The organism is Lysinibacillus zambalensis (assembly GCF_040183165.1).
Classification (GTDB): Bacteria; Bacillota; Bacilli; order Bacillales_A; family Planococcaceae; genus Lysinibacillus; species Lysinibacillus zambalensis.
The window spans coordinates 16,325-37,162 of sequence record NZ_JBEGDG010000012.1 but is presented as its reverse complement, the minus strand read 5'-3'; the positions used below and the strand labels follow the sequence as shown (position 1 = coordinate 37,162).

Sequence of the window (20,838 nt, the reverse complement as noted above, 5' to 3'; positions counted from 1 at the left end):
TAAAAAACAAAAGGTGGTGAAATACCAGTGGTAAACTTACGCGAAATAAAAGGTCGTATTAATTCTACAAAGAGTACGAAACAAATTACGAAAGCGATGCAGATGGTTTCTTCTTCAAAGTTACGTCGTGCAGAGCAAAACGCTAAAGCGTACGTTCCTTACATGGAAAAAATCCAGGACGTAGTAGGCGCGATCGCTTCAGGGACAAAAGACAGTGGACATCCAATGTTAACTGCTCGTCCTGTTAAGAAAACAGCTTACTTAGTCATTGGTTCTGACCGTGGTCTTGCAGGTGCTTACAACTCAAGTATCCTACGTCAAGTACAACGTACAATTGATGAGCGTCATAAATCGAAAGACGAATACGTGATTCTAGCGGTAGGTCGTGTTGTTCGTGACTACTTTGTGAAACGTGATCATAATGTCATCAGCGATGTTATCGGTCTTCCGGACCAACCATCATTTGCTGATATTAAAGAAATCGCTCGTAAAGCTGTTGGTATGTTCATTGACGGTACGTATGATGAACTTTATATGTACTACAATCACTTTGTCAGCGCTATTGCTAGCGAAGTGACAGAGAAAAAACTTCTTCCATTAACGGATCTTGCACCTGCTAGCAGTAATGCTTCTTACGAATTTGAGCCATCTGGTGAAGCAATTCTAGAAGTATTACTTCCACAATACGCGGAAAGCTTAGTTTACGGCGCATTATTAGATGGAAAAGCAAGTGAACATGCTTCTCGTATGACGGCTATGAAAAATGCAACTGATAATGCATCTGATCTTATTTCAGATCTTTCATTGCAATATAACCGTGCGCGTCAAGCGGCGATTACACAAGAAATTACAGAAATCGTTGGTGGAGCTGCAGCCTTAGAATAGGCCCAGCTTCCCAATGTCGTATAAGAATACGATAGGAGGATACACAGTAATGAATAAAGGACATGTTATTCAAGTAATGGGTCCAGTTGTTGACGTAAAATTTGACAATGGCCAATTACCAGCAATCTATAACTCATTAACAGTTAAGATTGAACGTCCTAATGAAGAACCAACAATTCTTGCATTAGAAGTTGCTCTTCATTTAGGTGATGATTCTGTTCGTACAATTGCAATGTCATCTACTGATGGCTTACAACGTGGAGCAGAAGTAACAGATTCAGGAAAAGCTATCTCAGTACCAGTTGGTGAAGTTACTTTAGGTCGTGTATTCAACGTACTAGGCGAAGTAATCGACTTAGGTGAAGAGATTCCAGCTGACGTTCGTCGTGATTCAATTCACCGCGAAGCGCCATCTTTCGATGAACTTTCAACTACAGTTGAAATTCTTGAAACAGGTATCAAAGTAGTAGACTTATTAGCACCATATATCAAAGGTGGTAAAATCGGTCTATTCGGTGGTGCCGGTGTAGGTAAAACTGTATTAATCCAAGAATTAATCAACAACATCGCACAAGAGCACTCAGGTATCTCTGTATTCGCTGGTGTAGGTGAGCGTACTCGTGAAGGGAACGACTTATTCTTCGAGATGAGCGATTCAGGCGTTATCAAGCAAACAGCGATGGTATTCGGTCAAATGAATGAGCCACCAGGTGCACGTATGCGTGTAGCTTTAACTGGTCTTACAATGGCAGAATACTTCCGTGATGAGCAAGGTGCTGACGTACTTTTATTCATCGACAATATCTTCCGTTTCACACAAGCAGGTTCTGAAGTTTCTGCCCTATTAGGTCGTATGCCTTCTGCGGTAGGTTACCAACCAACACTTGCAACTGAAATGGGTAAATTACAAGAACGTATCACATCTACTAACAAAGGTTCTGTAACTTCTATCCAAGCGATTTATGTACCAGCCGATGACTATACTGACCCGGCTCCAGCTACAACTTTCGCCCACTTAGATGCAACTACTAACCTTGAGCGTAAATTATCAGAAATGGGTATCTACCCTGCGGTTGACCCATTAGCTTCGACTTCTCGTGCTTTATCACCTGAAATCGTAGGCGCTGAGCACTACGCTATCGCTACTGGTGTACAACGTACAATCCAACGTTACCGTGAATTACAAGATATCATTGCTATCTTAGGTATGGATGAATTATCTGATGAAGATAAACAAACAGTAGAACGTGCTCGTCGTATTCAATTCTTCTTATCTCAAAACTTCCACGTTGCGGAGCAATTTACTGGTCAAAAAGGTTCTTATGTACCTGTTAAAGAAACTGTTCGCTCATTCAAGGAAATCCTTGATGGCAAATGGGATCACCTACCAGAAGATGCTTTCCGTCTAGTTGGTTCTATTGATGAAGTAGTTGAAAAAGCGAAAAGCATGGGCGTAGAGGTTTAATACTAGGGACGAGGAGGAAAAAATATGAAGACAGTTCAAGTCAATATTGTCACTCCCGACGGCCCAGTATACGATTCTGAAGTATCAATGGTAATCGCAAAAACAACTTCAGGAGAAATCGGTGTTCTTGCAGGCCATATTCCTATGGTCGCTCCACTTGCAATTGGTGCAGTGAAGCTTAAAAAAGAAGACGGTTCAACTGAACTTGTAGCTTTAAGCGGTGGTTTTATTGAAGTTCGCCCTGAAAAAATCTCAATTTTAGCGCCATCTGCTGAAATTGCTGAAAGCATCGATGTTAAACGTGCTAAAGAAGCCGTTAAACGTGCTGAAGGACGTCTTCAAGATAAACAAGATAACATTGATTTCAAACGTGCTGACCTAGCATTAAAACGTGCGTTGAATCGTATCAACGTTCATGAGGGTAATATCTAATTCAAATTTTAACGGGCAGATTCAACATCTGTCCGTTTTTTAACATTATTCCACAGTGGTTAGAGGAAGGAATATGGAGGAACAACATGGAATTATATAGGGCAGTAGGGCAGGAAGCTTTAATAGGTATTTTATCGCACATATTTTTTATCGCTATTACCTTTTATGCACTACAAGCGTTTATGTTAGAAAAGCTTTTTAAGAAGAATAAAGTATTTCAAGTCCAATTAATTTATATTTTATTAAGTGTGGCAATAGGATCAGCCGTTTCAAATTTCTTTCTCCAATTTTCAAATTGGTCTGGGAAGCTTCCGTATTTATTTTAAGAGGCCCTTACTACTTTTTATATGTTAGCTGTTGAATCTACATATTTCACAGGGCTTTATAAAATAATTTATGTGGTCCTTTGAAATATGTAATAAAAGAAATTTGTGAGATTTCGGTTTTTGTTCACAAATCTTTGGGTATATATTAAAAATTTACGCTTATCTTCCATGTTATTGGTCATTCACAAAAAAAAAAATCATGCGTACAATAAATAAATAGCAAAATATTAAAAAATGACGTAAAATAGTGATTTGGACGCTTGAACGAGCGTAAGAAAAGTTGTACTATAAAGTTGTTTGTTTACTGATTATGACATTATACTTCTTTTTAAAATAAAATTTTGATAGGTTAATAGATTGAATTCGGAGGGACATAGGGTGGAAAAAATAATAGTGACTGGCGGCCAACAGCTACAGGGGAAAGTACGCGTAGAGGGCGCAAAAAATGCGGTGTTACCAATCCTAGCAGCAGCTTTACTTGCTTCTAAAGGAGAAAATGTAATTAAGGAAGTCCCTAACTTAGCAGACGTCTTTACTATAAATGAAGTACTAAAAAGTCTAAATGCGGCTGTTACATATATACCTGAGGATAATACAGTATATATCGACACAACAAAAGAACTTTCTAGTGAAGCTCAATTTGAATATGTAAGTAAAATGCGTGCATCGATTTTAGTGATGGGTTCTTTACTTGCTCGAAATGGTTATGCTCGTGTTGCTTTACCTGGGGGCTGTGCAATCGGTTCTCGTCCAATTGAGTTACATTTAAAGGGCTTTGAGGCTATGGGAGCAAAAATCTCGTTTGGTCATGGTTTTGTAGAGGCAAAGGCAGATGGACGTTTAAAAGGCGCAAATGTGTATTTGGACTTCCCTAGCGTTGGGGCAACTGAAAATATCATGACTGCTGCAGCGTTAGCGCAAGGAACGACTGTAATTGAAAATGCAGCGAAAGAGCCTGAAATTGTAGATCTTGCAAACTTCATTAATAATATGGGTGGTCGTGTTATCGGAGCAGGTACGAATACAATTCGTATTGAAGGAGTCGATACATTATATGGAACAGAGCATCAGATTATTCCTGACCGTATTGAAGCTGGTACATTTATGGTTGCAGCAGCAATTACAAAAGGTGATGTAACGATTGAAAATGCGGTTCCTGAGCATATGACAGCATTAATTGCAAAGATGCGTGAAATGGGTGTAGAAATCACTGAGCTAGATGAAGGAATCCGCGTACGCGCTCCTAAACCATTAAAAGCTGTTGATATTAAAACTATGCCACATCCAGGCTTCCCAACAGATATGCAATCTCAAATGATGGCCTTGATGTTAACTGCTGAAGGTACGAGTATTATTACGGAAACGGTTTTTGAAAATCGTTTTATGCATGTTGAGGAGTTCCGTCGCATGAATGCCGGCGCTAAAATAGAAGGACGTTCTGTGTTTATCGAAGGGCCAATAGATCTTCAGGGTGCTGAAGTAATGGCGACTGATTTACGAGCTGCGGCTGCACTAATTTTAGCTGGCCTTGTATCTGAAGGTGTGACTAGAGTTACAAAACTTCATCACTTAGATCGTGGTTATGTTGATTTCCACGGCAAATTGGCTTCACTTGGCGCACAAATTGAACGTGTACCAGTAGAGGACGTTATCGTTGAAGAAAAAACAACTGTAGAATTACCAACAAACTAAATAGATTTCCCAACCCTTTGCTTAAGAGCAAAGGGTTTTTTTCTTTATAGTTTAATCCAAGCTGACGATAGTAAAGCAGGAAGATTTTTTAGTAATCATTAGATGGAAAGAGGACTAAACCTGTCTTAACGGTGACAATGTATCTGCTAAAAGAAGAGTATTTCTACCATTTAAGAGGATGTTAGTTGCTATTTAGCGTTTCTAAAACGTATGTCAAGTTATAAGTTGATTGGAGTGGAGGCTGGGCGACTCCTTGGGGATTAGCGATAGAGGAACGAAGGCTAAAAGCATCACATCCTGTGATAACGCCTTCGTGACCAACATCGTGCTGTTGCTGTCGCTGCGCTTTCGCACAAACAGAACCAAAACCCTCTGCTGCCGCTTCGCTTTCGCGCAAAAAACATCTGTTGGCCCGAGACCCTGGAGCGAAGCGGGTGTTTTCTGTGCGAAAGCGTAGTGGTAACGTAGCGGCAGCAATTGTTTTAACTGTGCGAAAGCGTAGCGACAGCAACAACAAAGCGCCCAGCCGGAACGGAAATCAACTTCACATTATGGTGATAAGAGATTTTTATGAGAGCCCTCAATCGCATATTTTGAAAAGTTTCAGCATATTATTCCTTATGAAAAAATGGATAATGAGTATAGGCATAATTTGTTTGACTGGAGCATTATATATGCTTCCTGTGGCATTTGGTGAGAGACGTACGGTTGAGGATGCGCCTGCAACAACAGAACAAGCTTGTGAAATCTTCATAGAAGTGGAGGGACAACCGGAGAAAATCCCTTTAGAAACGTATGTGACTGGTGTGGTAGCTGCAGAAATGCCTGTTTCATTTAAAAAAGAAGCTTTAAAGGCACAGGCTATTGCTGCGAGAACTTACGCGTTGAAATCGACAAATTACGGTAAAATAGCTATCGCTCCTACTGTTGCTAGACAAGTTTTTTACAATAAGGAACAAAGAAAAGAGAATTGGACTAGCAATTTCCCGGGGAATGAAAAGAAAATTGTCGAGGCGATTAACGAAACGAAAGGACAAGTTCTTCTATATAATAATGAATTAATTACGGCAATGTTTCACTCTACTAGTAATGGGAAAACAGAAAGTGCCTACGGTTTTAGTGGCAATGATGTACCCTATTTACAAAGCGTCGCGAGTAATACGGATCAATCATCACCAAAGTTTGCAGCGATGAAAGAATGGACATTGGCTGAGTGGAATGCATTGTGGCCTGTTAAATGGCAGGCAAATGATTTCAACCGTGTACAGTTCTTTTTAAATGATTCAGGACGTGTTGAGCGCATGCAGTTAGGGAAGAATATATGGTCAGGGCGAGAGGTTCGAACACTTTTGGGAATAGCATCAACAGACTTTAAAATCTCATATAATTCCACTGCTGGAAAAGTGTTGGTGAGCACGAAAGGATACGGGCATGGGGTAGGGATGAGTCAATATGGGGCAGATGCTATGGCAAGCGATGGGAAAACTGCTGCCGAAATTTTACACTACTATTATCAAGATATTGAGATAAAAAAGATAGATGCATGTTTAAAATAACTTCTAGTTGTTCACACTGCAACTAGAGGTGATGAAAATGAGAGAGGATAAAAATAGTAAAACTTCTCAAAATCAAGATGAAAAAGTTCAATTACAGAAGAAACCATGGTTTTGGCCAGCTGTTTACGCTGGTGGAGCTCTAATGCTAGCAGGTATACTACTTGGTTACAATAGTCTTGTATCAAAAGTAGAAGAGGCTCCATTACCAGAAGTAGCAGAAGTAGATTCAGGTCCTGTAGTTGAAACCAATGCAAGAACAGAAAATATGAAGTACCCGTTCAAGGAAGCAAATCTTAATAAAATTCAAGTTTCACAAGAGTTTTATGATGTAGAGGCAAATGCTGAGTCACGTGAAAAAGCACTAATGGTATTTAATCAAACATTTACGACATCTTCTGGTATTTCTCTTTCTATGAATGGTGAAGAATTCGAAGTACTTGCTGCTTTAAGCGGTAAAGTAAAACAAGTAAAGCTTGACGCATTTACAGGTAATAAAATTGTGATCGAGCACGCAAATGGTAAGGAAACACAGTATAGCTCTGTAAAAGACATTGCTGTCAAAGAAGGCGATGAGGTAACACAAGGTCAAGCTCTAGGAAAAGCGACTGACAATGAGTGGAACCAAGCAGCTGGCATTCACTTGCATTTCGAAGTACTTGAAAACGGAAAATATATTAATCCGAAAAAATTACTAGGCTTTTAACCTACTTCAGCGGCTGCTGAAATAGAGGAATTTATGCCCAACAACGTGCCTATTATCAATTATGCCGAGGTATAATTGATAATAGGCCATTTTGTTTTCTTCTAAACAATGAAAATGATCATTTTCTATGTGAGAAACGAATACTAAAAAATGCATAAAAAATCAGTATTTTATCGTGAAAATGTAAAATGTGTTCTGAACAGCTTTGTCCTCACATAATGTGAAGAAATGCGCAGACGTGCATCTGATGCCAACGCCATTTGTGAATTTGTGTGGAAAGGACGAAGAACGTGCACGAGCACATTCGGAAGCGCTGTATACGCCTCGGTGAATTATTGATTGAGACGCGTGAGACTGTGCGTGTCCTCGCGAAAATGACAGGTTATTCAAAAAGTACGGTGCATAAAGATTTAACAGAGCGACTGCCAACAATTCATGAAGGATTAGCTGAGCAAGTAAAGGAAATACTCGCCTACCATAAGGCCGTACGTCATATTCGCGGAGGAGAGGCAACGAAAAACAAGTGGAAAGAAAGAGCGAGTCATGAATGATTCGTTCTTTTTTTAAATGCAAAGGACAAGCTAGATACATATTTCCATTTCCTCATAAATAGCTGCTCACAATAACGAGGGGTTGATTTCCCGTTCCAACTGGGCGCTTTGTTGTTGCTGTCGCTACGCTTTCGCACAGTTAAAAACATTTGTTGTTGCTGTCGCTACGCTTTCGCACAGTTAAAAACATTTGTTGTTGCTGCCGCTACGCTTTCGCACAGTTAAAACAATTGCTGCTGCTACGTTAGCACTACGCTTTCGCGCAGAGCAAAGCTTCCTGGGGGCGTCGGGGCAACAGGATGTTGGTCACGAAGGCGTTATCACAGGACGTGATGCTTTTAGCCTTCGTTCCTCTACCCGCTTCACTCGCGTTGCTCGCTGCAGGGTCTCATCTGTGACGCTAATTCCCAAGGAGTCACCCAGTCTCCACTTCAATCAACCTATTCACATAACGTTTATTAAAAAATTACATTTTAAACTATTTGATGATGGACCTTGAAAAAATTGTTTAACAATTTCTTCTTTTCATGAAGTGTTCATATAATTAAAAGGAATGAAGTTCTATTCACTAAAATTAGGTGAAATTACCAATAGGTTGTGATAGAATATTCTAGATAAACAGATAAAAATGAACGTTTTTGTAGTTGGAAATGGCGGGAAGGAGAAATTATAAAATGTTTTCGAAAGATATTGGCATTGACTTAGGAACTGCGAACGTATTAATACACGTTAAAGGTAAAGGAATCGTCTTAAATGAACCATCTGTTGTGGCGATTGATAAAAAAACAAATAAAGTATTAGCTGTGGGGGAAGAGGCTCGCCAAATGGTAGGTCGTACGCCTGGTAACATTACTGCAATTCGCCCACTACGAGATGGGGTCATTGCGGATTTTGACGTTACAGAAGCCATGCTAAGACATTTCATCAATAAGTTAAATGTAAAAGGATTTTTAGCTAAGCCACGTATTTTAATTTGCTGTCCAACGAACATTACTAGTGTTGAGCAAAAGGCTATCCGTGAAGCCGCAGAAAAATCAGGTGGAAAAAAAGTATACTTAGAAGAAGAACCAAAAGTGGCTGCAATCGGTGCAGGCATGGATATATTCCAACCTAGCGGCAATATGGTAGTCGATATTGGCGGCGGAACAACAGATGTTGCAGTCTTATCAATGGGTGATATTGTAACGAGTGAGTCCATTAAGGTAGCCGGAGACATTTTTGATAATGATATTTTGCAATATATTAAAAAAGAATACAAATTACTAATTGGTGAACGTACTGCAGAAGCCATTAAAATTACAATCGGTACAGTCTTTAAAGGTAGCCGAAACGATTCAATGGATATTCGTGGTCGAGACATGGTGACAGGTTTACCGCGTACAATAACAATTCATTCTGAAGAGATTGAACGTGCCTTACATGAATCGGTTGCTATGATTGTTCAATCTGCAAAAAATGTATTAGAAAAAACGCCACCAGAGTTATCAGCTGATATTATTGATCGTGGGGTCATTATTACTGGCGGTGGTGCTTTACTACACGGTATGGACCAACTATTAATCGAAGAATTAAAGGTACCTGTGTTCATTGCTGAACAACCTATGGATTGTGTAGCAATTGGTACAGGAATTATGCTTGAAAATATTGATCGAGTTCCCGCATCCTTATAAAAAGATAATGAGGTGAGTCCTTTGTTTAAAGGGTTTTATACAGTTGCAACTGGTATGATTGCACAACAAAGACGAACAGAATTGCTAAGTAATAATTTATCAAATGCGAATACACCAGGATTTAAAGCAGACCAATCAACAATTCGGTCATTTCCTGACATGCTCATGTCAAGTGTAGGAAAAACGAATGCACCTGCTAATCAGCAAGCGGGTTCTCAATATATGAGCCAAGTTGGCGCATTAAATACAGGGATTTATATGCAAGAAACATTGCCAAATTACATACAAGGCCAAATCTATAGCACTGATTTCACGACAGATATGGCTTTGATCGATGGAAACTTACCGCAAAATGCAGATGGTACTACCGGATCTATTTTCTTCCGTTTAGCACATCCAGAAGGCGGAGAAGCATATACACGAAACGGGAATTTCACATTAGATGGTCAAGGCTATTTAGTAAATCCACAAGGACTGTATGTGTTATCAGACAGAGGCCAACGCATTCAGCTACCGAATGATGATTTCCGCTTAGATGAGAACGGAGCAATTTATGTTAATGATCAGCAAGTAGCTCGTGTTGGCGTATCATATGCAACGAATCCGAACATGCTACGTAAACAGGATAATGGTTTAATTCGAACAGAAAACGGTGAGAACTTACCGACAGCTTACGGTGCCAATGGCGTATCCTTTACACTGCGTCAAAATTATCTAGAGGGCTCAAACGTTGATTCTAGTCGCACAATGACCGATTTAATGACAGCATATCGCGCTTTCGAGGCTAACCAAAAAGTGTTACAAGCTTATGATCGCAGTATGGAAAAAGCTGCTAATGAAATCGGGAAAGTTTAATAGGCGAACAGGAGGCGTTTGATCATGCTACGTACAATGATGACTGCAACAAACACAATGGGGCAATTACAAAACAGACTAGATACAATTAGTAATAACATTGCCAATAGCAATACACAGGGCTATAAATCAAAAGAAGCTACATTTAATGAATTGCTTTATCAGCAATTTAACAATGACAAGCAAGATCGTGCTGATCGACAATCACCTGTGGGTATCCGTTACGGTTCAGGTGCAATGCTTGGACAAATCCAATCTAATCAAAAACAAGGTTCTCTACAAACAACAAGTCGAGATCTTGATTTAGCTTTTACAAAAGCAAAACAATATTTCAATATTTTAATGCCAGATGGTGAAAATGGCACAAAAACAGTGTATACTCGTCAAGGTGACTTTTATTTATCACCATTAAATAATGGAACAGTAATGGTTGTAACTGCAGATGGATATCCATTGGCAAACGAAAACGGGCAAGCTATTACATTACCGGATAATGTAAAAAGTTTCGCGATTCGTGATGGGGGCGTATTAGAGGCATCATATCCAAATGGAGATTTTATTCGTACTAATGTAGGGGTGACAGAGTTCCAAAAGCCACAGCTTATGGAGGACATTTCTGGATCCTATGTTGGATTGCCGAATAACCTAGCTCAGTTAGGATATACGCAAGCTGAAGTTGTCACTAATTTACAAGGTGCAAATCGTCAGCAAATTGGTATGCAGAACGGTGTGCTAGAAATGTCGAATGTAAATCTTTCAAAGGAAATGACGGATTTAATTCAAACACAGCGTTCTTATCAATTCAATGCAAGAACTGTCACTTTAGCAGATCAAATGCTTGGGCTCATTAATGGTATTCGATAGTAAATCCATAATTACTGTTTAGTAAGGAATGAAGAGGAGTACAATTTATGACAAACGATTCAAGTCGAGGTTCTATGCAAACAAAAGAAACCGATACGCCACCAGAAGAGAAGGAACACGGCTCAAATGGAGAGCAACGAGAGGTTCGATGGGTGCAAATACGGCTGATTCCGATTTGGCTACGCGTTGTACTTATTATCATCTTAGTTGTTGTTGCCGCAATTTTAGGTACAATAATTGGCTATAGTGTAATTGGACAAGGTAAAGCCATGGACGTTTTCAAACCAGAAACATGGCAGCATATATTTGATATTATGAATGGTAAAGAATAATAATATTCTTTACCATACTTTGTTTTACATAATTATTTATGTAATGGTTTATTTACTGAATGAAGATTATAGTCTCCGGCGGATGTTACATAATTTTTTAGGCACCATTCAAAATCCGGACACTTTGTTTATCTGTAGCGAAAGCTAAGCGACAGCGGCAAATGTTTTCTGCGCGAAAGCGAAGCGACAGCGGCAAATGTTTTCTGCGCGAAAGCGAAGCGACAGCGGCAATTACGCCAAGGCGAAATTGATATTAAGCATTCAAGGGGGAAAAGAAATGTTAACAGCAGAACAAATTCAAGCAATTTTACCACATCGTTATCCTTTTTTATTCGTTGATCGTATCGTTGAATTAGAAGAAGGTAAGCGTGCAGTCGGTTTAAAAAATGTCTCTATGAACGAGGACTTTTTTAATGGACATTTCCCTGGCTATCCAGTAATGCCTGGGGTTTTAATTGTAGAGGCACTAGCACAAGTTGGTGGCGTAGCATTATTAAACGCAGAGGAATTCAAAGGTCGTCTAGCTTTCTTGACGGGTATTGATAACTGTCGTTTCAAGCGACAAGTAGTACCGGGAGATCAACTTCGATTAGAAGTAGAGTTCGTGAAACTACGTGGAGTTATGGGCAAAGGTCACGGTGTGGCGACAGTTGATGGGGAACTAGTATGTGAAGCGGATATTTTATTCGCTATTGGACCTGCACAACCAAAACAGGTGTAATTTGCAATTATAGGCTAAAAGATTTAAAATAATTATATCGAAAATTGTCTTAACTGTTAATCTTCTAATAGTTTATTAGAGGGAGTACAATTAAAGGTATTACGGTATTTTATAAAAATGCAATGGCGCTATATGTGATTGTGAATAATACATGTAGTTTTGTTTTTAAACGTAGGAGGATTATATAGATGTATAAGGAATTGTCTTCAGGTGTTAAAATTAGCATTACGCGTTCGATTTCAACATCTTTTGAATCATACTTAGCAAGTATTGATTGGAAAGAGGAGCGTTTTTCTATGGAAGACTTCATTGCTAGCTGGCAAACTTATTTTCAAGAAAATGCCGCATGGATCGAAAAAATCCCAGCAGATGTTTTGATGAATACTGAATTCCATGAAGAGATGGCGCAGAAAATCGACGAAGTAATTGCAAAAATTTTAAATGAAGAACCAACAGCTAAACAAATTGAAACAATTGAGGCCTTGCAAAAAGAGCTAGGTACAAGTTATAGCTACAACTGTAAAGCAGAAGCAGCATACATTGAACAATTGTTAAAAGAAAAACAAAAATAGTTTGTAAAAAAATCGGATAGTTCCCTCCTTTCCCGGGCAATCTATGTAGGATCACAAATACATACATTTGTATTTGATGACATAGCACCGGAGGAAGGAGGTTTTTTCATATGTGGAGAATGTCATTTTTGGCAATTATTCTTGCTGCATTATTCCTTGGAGGTTGTAACTGGGGAAATAGAGCTGTAGAAGATAGACCAGCGGATAACAACGTTAACAATGACGTTAAGAACGACGTTCGCCGAGGAGCTGACAGAGTAGAAGACGCATTAGATCCATCACGAAACGGCGATTACGATCGTGACGTTAATGATGCTAACCGTAACAATATTCTTCCAGAATCTACAACACCAGGTACAACAACAACACCAGGTACTGTAACACCAGGTACAACAACGACACCAGGAACAAATACTACTGGTGAAGTTAAAGAAAAGATCGTTGAAGAGAAAGTTACGCGATAATTTGAAAAGGAGTGTTTCCAACCAATGGAACACTCTTTTTTTATTTCAAATCGCTTTGATGAAGGGTGTGTGATCTTTTTCTTTTTACACAATTATATGGGCTTAATTTGAATACCCGCGGAAGGGAAGCGAATACCCGCGGAAGAGGAGCGAATACCCGCGAAAGAGGAGCGAATACCCGCGGAAGGGACGTGAATACCCGCGGAAGGAGTGAATACCCGCGGAAGGGGAGCAAATACCCGCGGAAGAGACGTGAATACCCGCGGAAGGGAAGCAAATACCCGCGGAAGGAGTAAATCCCGCGGAAGGGACGTGAATACCCGCGGAAGGGAAGCAAATACCCGCGGAAGAGGAGCGAATACCCGCGGAAGGGGAGCGAATACCCGCGGAAGAGAAGCGAATACCCGCGGAAGAGAAGCGAATACCCGCGGAAGGGGAGCAAATACCCGCGGAAGAGAAGCGAATACCCGCGGAAGGGGAGGAAATACCCGCGGAAGGGACGTGAATACCCGCGGAAGGGGAGCAAATACCCGCGGAAGGGAAGCGAATACCCGCGTAAGGAGGAAATACCCGCGGAAGGGAAGCAAATACCCGCGGAAGGGGAGGAAATACCCGCGGAAGGGAAGCAAATACCCGCGGAAGGAGTAAATCCCGCGGAGGAGAAACAATCCCCCGCGAAAGATAAGAAATCCCCACAAAGTGGAAGCAAAGCCACTCTCCCACACGTACCCCCTCAAGAAGAGCTGAAAAACGGCTTCATATAGTCCACCAAATTCTCAGGTAATTGGTAAACGCGATTTTTATAAGAACCTGTATAGGGAAATTGAAATTTTCTAAGTAAACGATTGGCAGCATCACTGGAATGAATATTGAAAAATTCTCGTAACTGTTTGTTGGTAATGGTCGGTCCAACTAAGTATCGATAATCTTGTAAGGCTTCAGCGAAAATTTCTTCGCTTGCATAGTGGCAGTATGAACATTTCCAAATCCCACGAGCAAAATGCATTTGGGATTTGTATTGGCATTTTGGACAAAGCACGCCTTGTCGGAATCGTGAAGAATCAAGAGAAGCCGGAATTTTCGATGGCTGATGTAGACTGAGAAGTTGTTGAGCAATTTGTGTTAGCTGTTCTTCGCTTAAAATAGTTTGTGTATATTTTTTAAATAGGGATTGAAGATGTTTGTGAAGTCCTGAAACATGGAAAATAGGGATTGTGTTTGGATGACTTGCTATGATAGCGGAGGGGTTGGAAATAACAACTGCGCCCTCGATGGGGAGAGAATAGTTTTGGCAAATAACTTTAAGAAATTGCATATGTCGTTGGGTCTGAGTAAGTGCATTTGGAAATCCTTCAACAGTACCATCTGGCTTTGTACGAATACACTGATGAGTAGTTTCGTCAAAATCAAGGCGTCCGTTAATATTTTTAATTTCAATTACTAGCATAAAATTCTGGCAAATGAAGAGTGTATCGAGTTGATGTGAATGCTGTGCCGTATTCATCAGAATTAAATTATGTAATACTAAAAAAGTATAGGAACATATTAATTCAAGCCATTCACGGTCAACTCTCCTTTCACCAGCAAAGCCGGCATCGAATCGTCGAAATTGCTCATTATAATAATCAAAATCAGGGTCCTCATCGAACAACCGCCGCTTTAAAGCCTCAAGCCACAGTAATTTTACGGGCTTTTTCCTAATAGCAATAGTCAAGTATAGTTACCTCCTCTAATTTTTACATCGTATTGTACCTTAAAATTTATACCTGTCCAATAAAAAATAACGATGCAAATACATTTGCATCGTTAAATGAAGTTCAATCATTTTTTAGTTTTGGTCGTTCTTTCATATCGTGTGAGAAGCGGTCCAATAACTTATCTAAAGTGACACCCTCAGCTAGCAATTCGGCGAGCAATTGTTCGGCATATTTCGAGCGTTTTATCTTGAGCTTCCCTTTTAACAGGACAGAGATGTGCTCGCCAATTTCTTGAACTGTATGTACGGCAACCTGGAAAGGAGCAGGCTCATTATCTGGAAATGAAATAACTGCACGTACATTAAAGACAGTAGCATTCGCTAAAAGTTCATCAAAAGTTGAACGATATTGTCGGTCCATAAACAGCTCAAGAATCCAAGATTGATGGCTATTTTCCTGGTTAATAATAATACCATCGACTAAAGGGAAAGGTTGCTTGCCCTCTTTTGTGACAAGGTCAAAGGAAAGCATCTTAAATGTTTTCATTATGTAATATCCTCCTAAGTCGGTCATCCTTTTTAGTATAACATATTCAATTAGCCCTGTTTATGGAAGGGTCCATGCAGTTTTTTGCGCATTGAATAAAAACTGCGAAATTGCATATTTCAACAATTAGCATTTGCAACTACAGGGTAAAGCATTCAGCTCAAAAAATCATTCAATACTAGAAAAGTAAAAGCCTCAATTTACCCAATTTATGATTAAAAACTGAAGGAAATGATAAAAATCGACTTTTGCCAATGCTGAATTAATTTTTGTATGATGAGAGCAATCAACAGCAAAGGAGGTGAATCAATGAACCAAGTCGGACTGGTCGGAAGGTTAACAAAGGATCCAGTGTTACGACACCTATCTGAAAACCGCGTGCAAACACATTTTTCACTAGCCATTAATCGCAATTACAAAAACAGTCGTGGGGAAGTGGATGCTGACTTTATTCTTTGTTCAGTTTGGGGAAGGCTGGCAGAGCATATCGTCAAATATTGCGGAAAAGGCTCATTAATTGGGGCGAATGGTCGTATTCAATCAAGATCATTTTTAAATGAAAATAGCACAAAGGTTTTTATAACAGAAGTAGTCGTAGAAGATGTCCGATTTTATCAGCTTAAGCCAAGGGATCGTGATGGGGCTATTGTATTGCCAAAGCCAACTGATGAGCAGGACGGCTTAACCGATTTTGTACTACCTGAGGTAGAAGTACAATTACCAGTAGTATCGCAGTCCTAAATGGTACATACGGGGCAAGTACAAGCTGTCTGATCCGCCATTTTCCTTCTATACTTGCACCGTAATCAATTTAGAGAGGAATGATGTATACCTTTCAAATAACGTAGTTCATTGCTGAAGACCGCTCAGCAATGAGCCTTAAACACAACTAAATATTAATATGAAGTAAGTAGGGAAGAAGTAACAGCAATGTCCGCTGAAAAAAAAAGAGCGCCAAGAACGTTTTGCTCTTGGCGCACATATATAAATCTTTAAAAATCGAGCGTCATTAAATCACGAAGTTCATCATCTTCTAATTCAGTTAACCATTTGCTTGATTGAATTAGTTCTTCTGATAATGCAGATTTCTGAGCTAGCATTTTATCGATTTTTTCTTCAATCGTACCAATAGTCACAAACTTATGCACTTGCACAAATTGTGTTTGACCAATTCGATATGCACGGTCTGTCGCTTGATTTTCAACAGCTGGATTCCACCAGCGATCTGCGTGTAATACATGATTTGCAGCTGTTAAATTTAGCCCTGTTCCACCTGCTTTTAAGGAAAGGATAAATATTGGGAAATCTCCTGCCTGAAAAGCCTCAACTAAGCGGTCACGCTGCTGCTTAGGCATGGCACCTGTTAAGAACGGTGCATCAATATTATATAGTTCACTAAAACAATGCTGTAGTAATTGTCCCATTCCAATATATTGAGTGAAAATGAGGCATTGCTCGCCGTTGTCCACAATTTCTGTAGCCATTTGCACGATACGTTCTAATTTCGTAGAACGAGTCAGCATTGATTCTGCATCCTCGAAAGGTTCTTTTAAATACAAGGCAGGATGATTACATAATTGCTTTAGCTTACTGAGCATCTTTAAGACGCGTCCCTTTTTTTGAAAGCCTGTTAATTGCTCGAGCTGATCGAGCGTCTCTAATATATATCCTTCATATAGAGAGGCTTGCTCAGTTGTTAATGGGCAATAATCATGAGACTCTTGTTTATCTGGTAAGTTAAGCTGTAAGTGTGGATCACGTTTTGTACGACGAAGTAAAAACGGTTGAATTTTTGTACGTAACTTCTGTTTATGTGACTCAGACTCATCTCGTTCTACTGGTAAAATAAACTCTTCGTTAAAGCGACCGAAGCTACCTAAATAGCCTTTATGGATAAAGTCAAAAATTGCCCATAGCTCAGATAAACGGTTTTCCACCGGTGTACCTGTTAAAGCAATATGATGCTTACCATTTAATTTACGAATAGCTCTTGATTGGAGCGTTTGCATATTTTTAATATTTTGAGCTTCATCCAGTACAACCGTTGCCCAGTTTACTTCCTGTAAAAACTCAGCATCCTGAGATACGGTGCCGTAAGTAGATAAAATCACATGTGGTTTTTCTCTTTCTACTAGCTGTTTAAAAGCATCCTCCTTTGCTCGATTCGCCTGATAATGCGTATGCACAATCAAGGAAGGAGCAAAACGGGCAAGTTCCTTTTGCCAGTTGCCTAACACTGAAGTAGGACAAATAATGATGGCTGGCTTTGTATCCTCAGTTGATTCATAAAGATAAAGCAAATATGAAATAAGCTGAACCGTTTTACCAAGGCCCATATCATCCGCTAGACACGCACCAAAGCCTTGTTCGCGCATGAAGACAAGCCATTCGAAGCCTTCATGCTGATAAGGTCGTAATTCAGCCTGTAAAGGTGTAGGAACGGGTACTGTAGGAAGTCCTTTTTTCTCTTGAAGCTGTTCCATATAGGATTTAAGCGATTGTTGCAATTCAAATGCAAAAATCGGGTCATCCCGCATTTCATCATCGGCATCCTCTTCTTCAAGAGGTAAGGATAAATCCTCTGGTAGCTCACGAAATAGTAATTCGCGAACAGTCCAGCTTTCATCTTCTGCTTGCTGCATCAATGTACGCATCTCTTGCATCCAGTTTGCATCGACTCTAAACCATTCAGTACCTATACGAATGAATTCGCGTTTCTCTTCCACAAGCTTTTTAAATTGCTCAGGTGAAATGGACTGTCCGTTCATAGAAAACTGCCATTTGAATGTTAAGATATCATCTAGTCCAGCAACCTTCTTTGTCGATACATTGCCAGTACTTACACGAACACGCATTTTTGACTGTTTTAAATCTTTAAGCCAAGCCGGTAATACAACGTCAAAGCCGAGTGCCTGTAATCTTGCTAAATCTTCACGTAAAAATGTTCGAACTTGTAAATCTTCAAGCATAATACGGATGAAAATATCGTTACTTACATCTTCGATAGAAAGAAGATCTACAATTTGACCTTGTTGTTGTTCAATAGCTTCAGCATACATTTCCCATTTTGCTGGTAGAGCATCAGCGATTGGTAGTGATTGCTTTCGCATAGCAGGTGTCCAGTAGTTCTTAGCTGTAGCCGTGCTCAGTACTGTTTCTAAAAGCCACACATCTGAATCTTCCTCAGGCTCACTTAAGCGTAGGGAGACTTTAACTGTACCTGCTTGTCGTTCCTGGTCTAATGGCCAGCCACCACGCAAGAAAAATGGTACTAGTTTTGGTAAATCAGACAGTAATAGACCTGCTTGAGCCAGTTTTTGCTGCACGGCTGTTTCTAATAAAGCTGTTTCAACACCGTCCAGAGGGAATGTTAGTGAAGAAAAATCATCTGCAATAACTGCATGTGACCAGAGCGATGGCTCCTGCCAATACGTTTGTAAAGAAGATGCTTTTTCTAGCAACACCTGACTTTCTGTGTTTACACCTTGCCATTCAATAAAAGGGTGTAGATAACGCTGTGAAAAAATATCAAGGAGCTCAGAAGTTGAAACCTCAATAGTAAGCTCTGAACGATTGGTTAATATCCCATAGACATTCGCTTCATAGTTAAAAAATAATGAAGAAATGAGTGAGTCTGCGTCCATTGCTGCACCATCAGCAGTAAATCCCTGTAACGTAAAATATCCTTCCTGTGCAGCATGAATCCGAAGCTGTAATTTTTTTGAAAACGGGGAAGGAGCATTTATAGTCATCATACTAAGTTTCCTTTCTCAATTTCTTCTTGTAATGCACGGAGTCGTTTATACTCTGCACGAATGGTTTGCATATATGTTTCGAAATAAGCAGTTTTACCAGCACGCTTTGCTGCACTGCGCATACTTTTCCAAATTCGTACAGCCTGCTTATAGTTCAGACGAGATTTTTGTGTAATTTCAGCCATAGCATATAGATGATATAAGGGCAATACTGTTGCAGGAGCAACTTGAAGCACATCCTTTAATCCACACATTTCTAAATAGGAAAGGGAGGAGAGGTTTAGCTGATGAAGGGCTGCCCAATCACGATAACGTCCTTTTTTAATAAGAAAGAACGAAAACGGCTGAAGCCCGTAAACACCAAATGCACTATATAATGTAGCTTCCTCTTCCTCTGTAAGCTGTATGTCTTCGTATAAAAGCTGGAATTGACGTACGTATTGAGCTCGCTTTACAACTGGCACAGTTTGCTGTAAAAAGACTTCGGTAAATGGTAGCATCGCACGTAAAATAATGGCTTGTGCAAGTGATTCACCAGCACGTTTTGCAAAGGTAGCTAGTTCAAAAAGGTCCTGCATTTGTTGTACATCAATATGAGCAATTCTTTCTTGTATTAAACTTTCTTTTTGTAGCAGTACATAAAATAGCAGTTGTAAGGACTGCAAAGAAATCTCAGATGAAGGATTTTCAAGGTTATTGATAAGTGCTAATTCCTGTTCGCGTCGTGGCTTTTCATAAAAAAGTACTGCCCAAAGCAGCATATAAATTTGTAGTCGCTCCGCAAACAATCCTTGTCGTTCCAATAAAAACTTCCTAACTAATTCCTGAATCGCATCATAGAATGGGTCAGTGGCAAAAAGTCGTGATCGGCCCGTTAGTTCGGTCAAAATACTTTCGAATGATTGGACACTTTGATCAATAAAATATTTCATATAAGGAGAATCTAACGAATGTCCTTTTGTCTCATTTAAATGACGCCATATTGTATTAAAGATCGATAGCTCCATAAAAAGCTTATAAAGTGGCTGCCACTCACGCTCAAACGGCATATGCCGTTGAAGTCGCTCCAGTGCATCTGTCCGTATAGCAGAAAGGCTATACCCTTCTAAAATACGCCCAGGTGGTAATAAACGTTTCATGACTTCATCAACCATCAATTTCCAGCTTTCTGGACTTCGTTCTTCTGCTAATGATTTTAATTGCACTGATTTTTGCGCACGCCAAGCGCTTGACCAATTTTGCACAGAATCAAAATACTGATAGAGGGCAAGCAATGCGCCAACTTGATGTCTGCACCATTTTAGCTGAGGACAGTTACAGCTCAACTCCTCTTTGGCAAAATCAATTTCTACAGAAGCAGGTCTGACATCCTGTACGCTTGCATATAATATAGAACTTGCTCCATTAAAACGTTCAAAGACAACTGATTTGTTCCGCACTGAAAAAACAGCACGACGCACTAGCTCTTCGTCTTCAGTAGAGGAAGGATGTAACGCCTGTTCAGCTTCCTGTAATTTGGCAAGGATAAATTCTTGGTGTTCCTTAGCTAATTGGGCAATAGACAATGCCATAACCTCACTCCTTTCAAAATGTATAGCTAGTGGGCATGTAAGTATAAAGAAAAAAAGACTGTCCTTCCATTATACGATTAAAATGCGTTCATGATAAGCCGAATGATTTGAAAGAAAAAAATCAAGGAGAAGATAGTTAACAAGATAATTTATTTGTGTTAAAATCTGAATAATCAGATAA

20 protein-coding genes are annotated in these 20,838 nt (G+C 39.7%); 16 read left to right on the top strand and 4 right to left on the bottom strand.

The genetic code is table 11. The features are described from left to right. Positions 1–27 precede the first annotated feature (27 nt). The 15 genes from atpG (at position 28) to ABNX05_RS15930 (ending at position 13,088) form a co-directional block, all read left to right on the top strand. Positions 28–885, top strand: a complete 858-nt coding sequence (gene atpG, locus ABNX05_RS16000) for an ATP synthase F1 subunit gamma (protein ID WP_323654277.1) — start codon at positions 28–30, stop codon at positions 883–885. A gap of 49 nt (positions 886–934) precedes the next feature. Then, positions 935–2,350, top strand: coding sequence for a F0F1 ATP synthase subunit beta (atpD, locus tag ABNX05_RS15995; protein ID WP_323654278.1), 1,416 nt, complete (start codon positions 935–937; stop codon positions 2,348–2,350). A 24-nt stretch (positions 2,351–2,374) separates the two neighbouring features. Then, positions 2,375–2,782 carry a F0F1 ATP synthase subunit epsilon gene (locus ABNX05_RS15990; protein ID WP_079559415.1) on the top strand — a complete coding sequence of 136 codons (408 nt, stop codon included), beginning with the start codon at positions 2,375–2,377 and terminating at the stop codon, positions 2,780–2,782. Between the two features lie 86 nt (positions 2,783–2,868). After that, complete coding sequence (locus ABNX05_RS15985; RefSeq protein WP_349660625.1) at positions 2,869–3,108, top strand: DUF1146 family protein; 240 nt, start codon at positions 2,869–2,871, stop codon at positions 3,106–3,108. Between the two features lie 378 nt (positions 3,109–3,486). Continuing rightward, complete coding sequence (murA, locus tag ABNX05_RS15980; RefSeq protein WP_349660624.1) at positions 3,487–4,800, top strand: UDP-N-acetylglucosamine 1-carboxyvinyltransferase; 1,314 nt, start codon at positions 3,487–3,489, stop codon at positions 4,798–4,800. Positions 4,801–5,420: 620 nt separating this feature from the next. Beyond that, the gene (spoIID, locus tag ABNX05_RS15975) at positions 5,421–6,356 is read left to right on the top strand and encodes a stage II sporulation protein D (RefSeq protein ID WP_432760153.1); all 936 of its coding nucleotides are present in this window, start codon (positions 5,421–5,423) and stop codon (positions 6,354–6,356) included. A 37-nt stretch (positions 6,357–6,393) separates the two neighbouring features. Next, positions 6,394–7,059, top strand: coding sequence for a peptidoglycan DD-metalloendopeptidase family protein (locus tag ABNX05_RS15970; RefSeq protein ID WP_349660622.1), 666 nt, complete (start codon positions 6,394–6,396; stop codon positions 7,057–7,059). A gap of 290 nt (positions 7,060–7,349) precedes the next feature. Further along, the gene (locus ABNX05_RS15965) at positions 7,350–7,610 is read left to right on the top strand and encodes a sporulation transcriptional regulator SpoIIID (protein ID WP_079559420.1); all 261 of its coding nucleotides are present in this window, start codon (positions 7,350–7,352) and stop codon (positions 7,608–7,610) included. Between the two features lie 674 nt (positions 7,611–8,284). Beyond that, positions 8,285–9,280, top strand: coding sequence for a rod shape-determining protein (locus ABNX05_RS15960; protein WP_079559421.1), 996 nt, complete (start codon positions 8,285–8,287; stop codon positions 9,278–9,280). Between the two features lie 21 nt (positions 9,281–9,301). Further along, on the top strand, positions 9,302–10,135 hold the full coding sequence (locus ABNX05_RS15955) for a flagellar hook-basal body protein (RefSeq protein ID WP_349660621.1): 834 nt from the start codon (positions 9,302–9,304) through the stop codon (positions 10,133–10,135). A 24-nt stretch (positions 10,136–10,159) separates the two neighbouring features. Further along, the gene (locus ABNX05_RS15950) at positions 10,160–10,999 is read left to right on the top strand and encodes a flagellar hook-basal body protein (protein WP_349660620.1); all 840 of its coding nucleotides are present in this window, start codon (positions 10,160–10,162) and stop codon (positions 10,997–10,999) included. 47 nt (positions 11,000–11,046) lie between these two features. Next, on the top strand, positions 11,047–11,331 hold the full coding sequence (locus ABNX05_RS15945) for a DNA-directed RNA polymerase subunit beta (RefSeq protein ID WP_197139693.1): 285 nt from the start codon (positions 11,047–11,049) through the stop codon (positions 11,329–11,331). A gap of 277 nt (positions 11,332–11,608) precedes the next feature. Continuing rightward, positions 11,609–12,052: a 3-hydroxyacyl-ACP dehydratase FabZ gene (gene fabZ, locus ABNX05_RS15940; protein ID WP_079559425.1), complete on the top strand. Its 444-nt coding sequence runs from the start codon at positions 11,609–11,611 to the stop codon at positions 12,050–12,052. Between the two features lie 188 nt (positions 12,053–12,240). Then, on the top strand, positions 12,241–12,624 hold the full coding sequence (locus ABNX05_RS15935) for a hypothetical protein (protein ID WP_349660619.1): 384 nt from the start codon (positions 12,241–12,243) through the stop codon (positions 12,622–12,624). 110 nt (positions 12,625–12,734) lie between these two features. Then, positions 12,735–13,088, top strand: coding sequence for a hypothetical protein (locus ABNX05_RS15930; protein WP_349660618.1), 354 nt, complete (start codon positions 12,735–12,737; stop codon positions 13,086–13,088). A 733-nt stretch (positions 13,089–13,821) separates the two neighbouring features. Here the strand turns inward: ABNX05_RS15930 and ABNX05_RS15925 are convergent. Together ABNX05_RS15925 and ABNX05_RS15920 are read right to left on the bottom strand one after the other, a co-directional pair. Further along, positions 13,822–14,802, bottom strand: coding sequence for a nuclease-related domain-containing protein (locus tag ABNX05_RS15925; RefSeq protein ID WP_349660617.1), 981 nt, complete (start codon positions 14,800–14,802; stop codon positions 13,822–13,824). A gap of 103 nt (positions 14,803–14,905) precedes the next feature. Further along, entirely contained in the window at positions 14,906–15,331 is a 426-nt protein-coding gene (locus tag ABNX05_RS15920) for a YwpF family protein (RefSeq protein ID WP_079559428.1), read from the bottom strand. A gap of 309 nt (positions 15,332–15,640) precedes the next feature. On the opposite strand from ABNX05_RS15920, the gene ABNX05_RS15915 reads away from it, so the two are divergent. Then, positions 15,641–16,072, top strand: a complete 432-nt coding sequence (locus ABNX05_RS15915; RefSeq protein ID WP_349660616.1) for a single-stranded DNA-binding protein — start codon at positions 15,641–15,643, stop codon at positions 16,070–16,072. Between the two features lie 251 nt (positions 16,073–16,323). Here ABNX05_RS15915 and ABNX05_RS15910 read toward each other — a convergent pair whose 3' ends face one another. Together ABNX05_RS15910 and ABNX05_RS15905 are read right to left on the bottom strand one after the other, a co-directional pair. After that, positions 16,324–19,086, bottom strand: coding sequence for a DEAD/DEAH box helicase (locus ABNX05_RS15910; RefSeq protein WP_349660615.1), 2,763 nt, complete (start codon positions 19,084–19,086; stop codon positions 16,324–16,326). Next, positions 19,083–20,657: a hypothetical protein gene (locus tag ABNX05_RS15905; RefSeq protein ID WP_349660614.1), complete on the bottom strand. Its 1,575-nt coding sequence runs from the start codon at positions 20,655–20,657 to the stop codon at positions 19,083–19,085. The genes ABNX05_RS15910 and ABNX05_RS15905 overlap by 4 nt, the downstream gene beginning before the upstream one ends. Positions 20,658–20,838: the final 181 nt, after the last annotated feature.

Bases quoted from the DNA above. Each gene is read 5' to 3' on its own strand.
- atpD (WP_323654278.1), top strand. From the start codon at position 935: ATGAATAAAGGACATGTTATTCAAGTAATGGGTCCAGTTGTTGACGTA.
- ABNX05_RS15990 (WP_079559415.1), top strand. From the start codon at position 2,375: ATGAAGACAGTTCAAGTCAATATTGTCACTCCCGACGGCCCAGTATAC.
- ABNX05_RS15985 (WP_349660625.1), top strand. From the start codon at position 2,869: ATGGAATTATATAGGGCAGTAGGGCAGGAAGCTTTAATAGGTATTTTA.
- spoIID (WP_432760153.1), top strand. From the start codon at position 5,421: ATGAAAAAATGGATAATGAGTATAGGCATAATTTGTTTGACTGGAGCA.
- ABNX05_RS15970 (WP_349660622.1), top strand. From the start codon at position 6,394: ATGAGAGAGGATAAAAATAGTAAAACTTCTCAAAATCAAGATGAAAAA.
- ABNX05_RS15960 (WP_079559421.1), top strand. From the start codon at position 8,285: ATGTTTTCGAAAGATATTGGCATTGACTTAGGAACTGCGAACGTATTA.
- ABNX05_RS15950 (WP_349660620.1), top strand. From the start codon at position 10,160: ATGCTACGTACAATGATGACTGCAACAAACACAATGGGGCAATTACAA.
- ABNX05_RS15945 (WP_197139693.1), top strand. From the start codon at position 11,047: ATGACAAACGATTCAAGTCGAGGTTCTATGCAAACAAAAGAAACCGAT.
- fabZ (WP_079559425.1), top strand. From the start codon at position 11,609: ATGTTAACAGCAGAACAAATTCAAGCAATTTTACCACATCGTTATCCT.
- ABNX05_RS15935 (WP_349660619.1), top strand. From the start codon at position 12,241: ATGTATAAGGAATTGTCTTCAGGTGTTAAAATTAGCATTACGCGTTCG.
- ABNX05_RS15930 (WP_349660618.1), top strand. From the start codon at position 12,735: ATGTGGAGAATGTCATTTTTGGCAATTATTCTTGCTGCATTATTCCTT.
- ABNX05_RS15920 (WP_079559428.1), bottom strand. From the start codon at position 15,331: ATGAAAACATTTAAGATGCTTTCCTTTGACCTTGTCACAAAAGAGGGC.
- ABNX05_RS15915 (WP_349660616.1), top strand. From the start codon at position 15,641: ATGAACCAAGTCGGACTGGTCGGAAGGTTAACAAAGGATCCAGTGTTA.
- ABNX05_RS15910 (WP_349660615.1), bottom strand. From the start codon at position 19,086: ATGATGACTATAAATGCTCCTTCCCCGTTTTCAAAAAAATTACAGCTT.
- ABNX05_RS15905 (WP_349660614.1), bottom strand. From the start codon at position 20,657: ATGGCATTGTCTATTGCCCAATTAGCTAAGGAACACCAAGAATTTATC.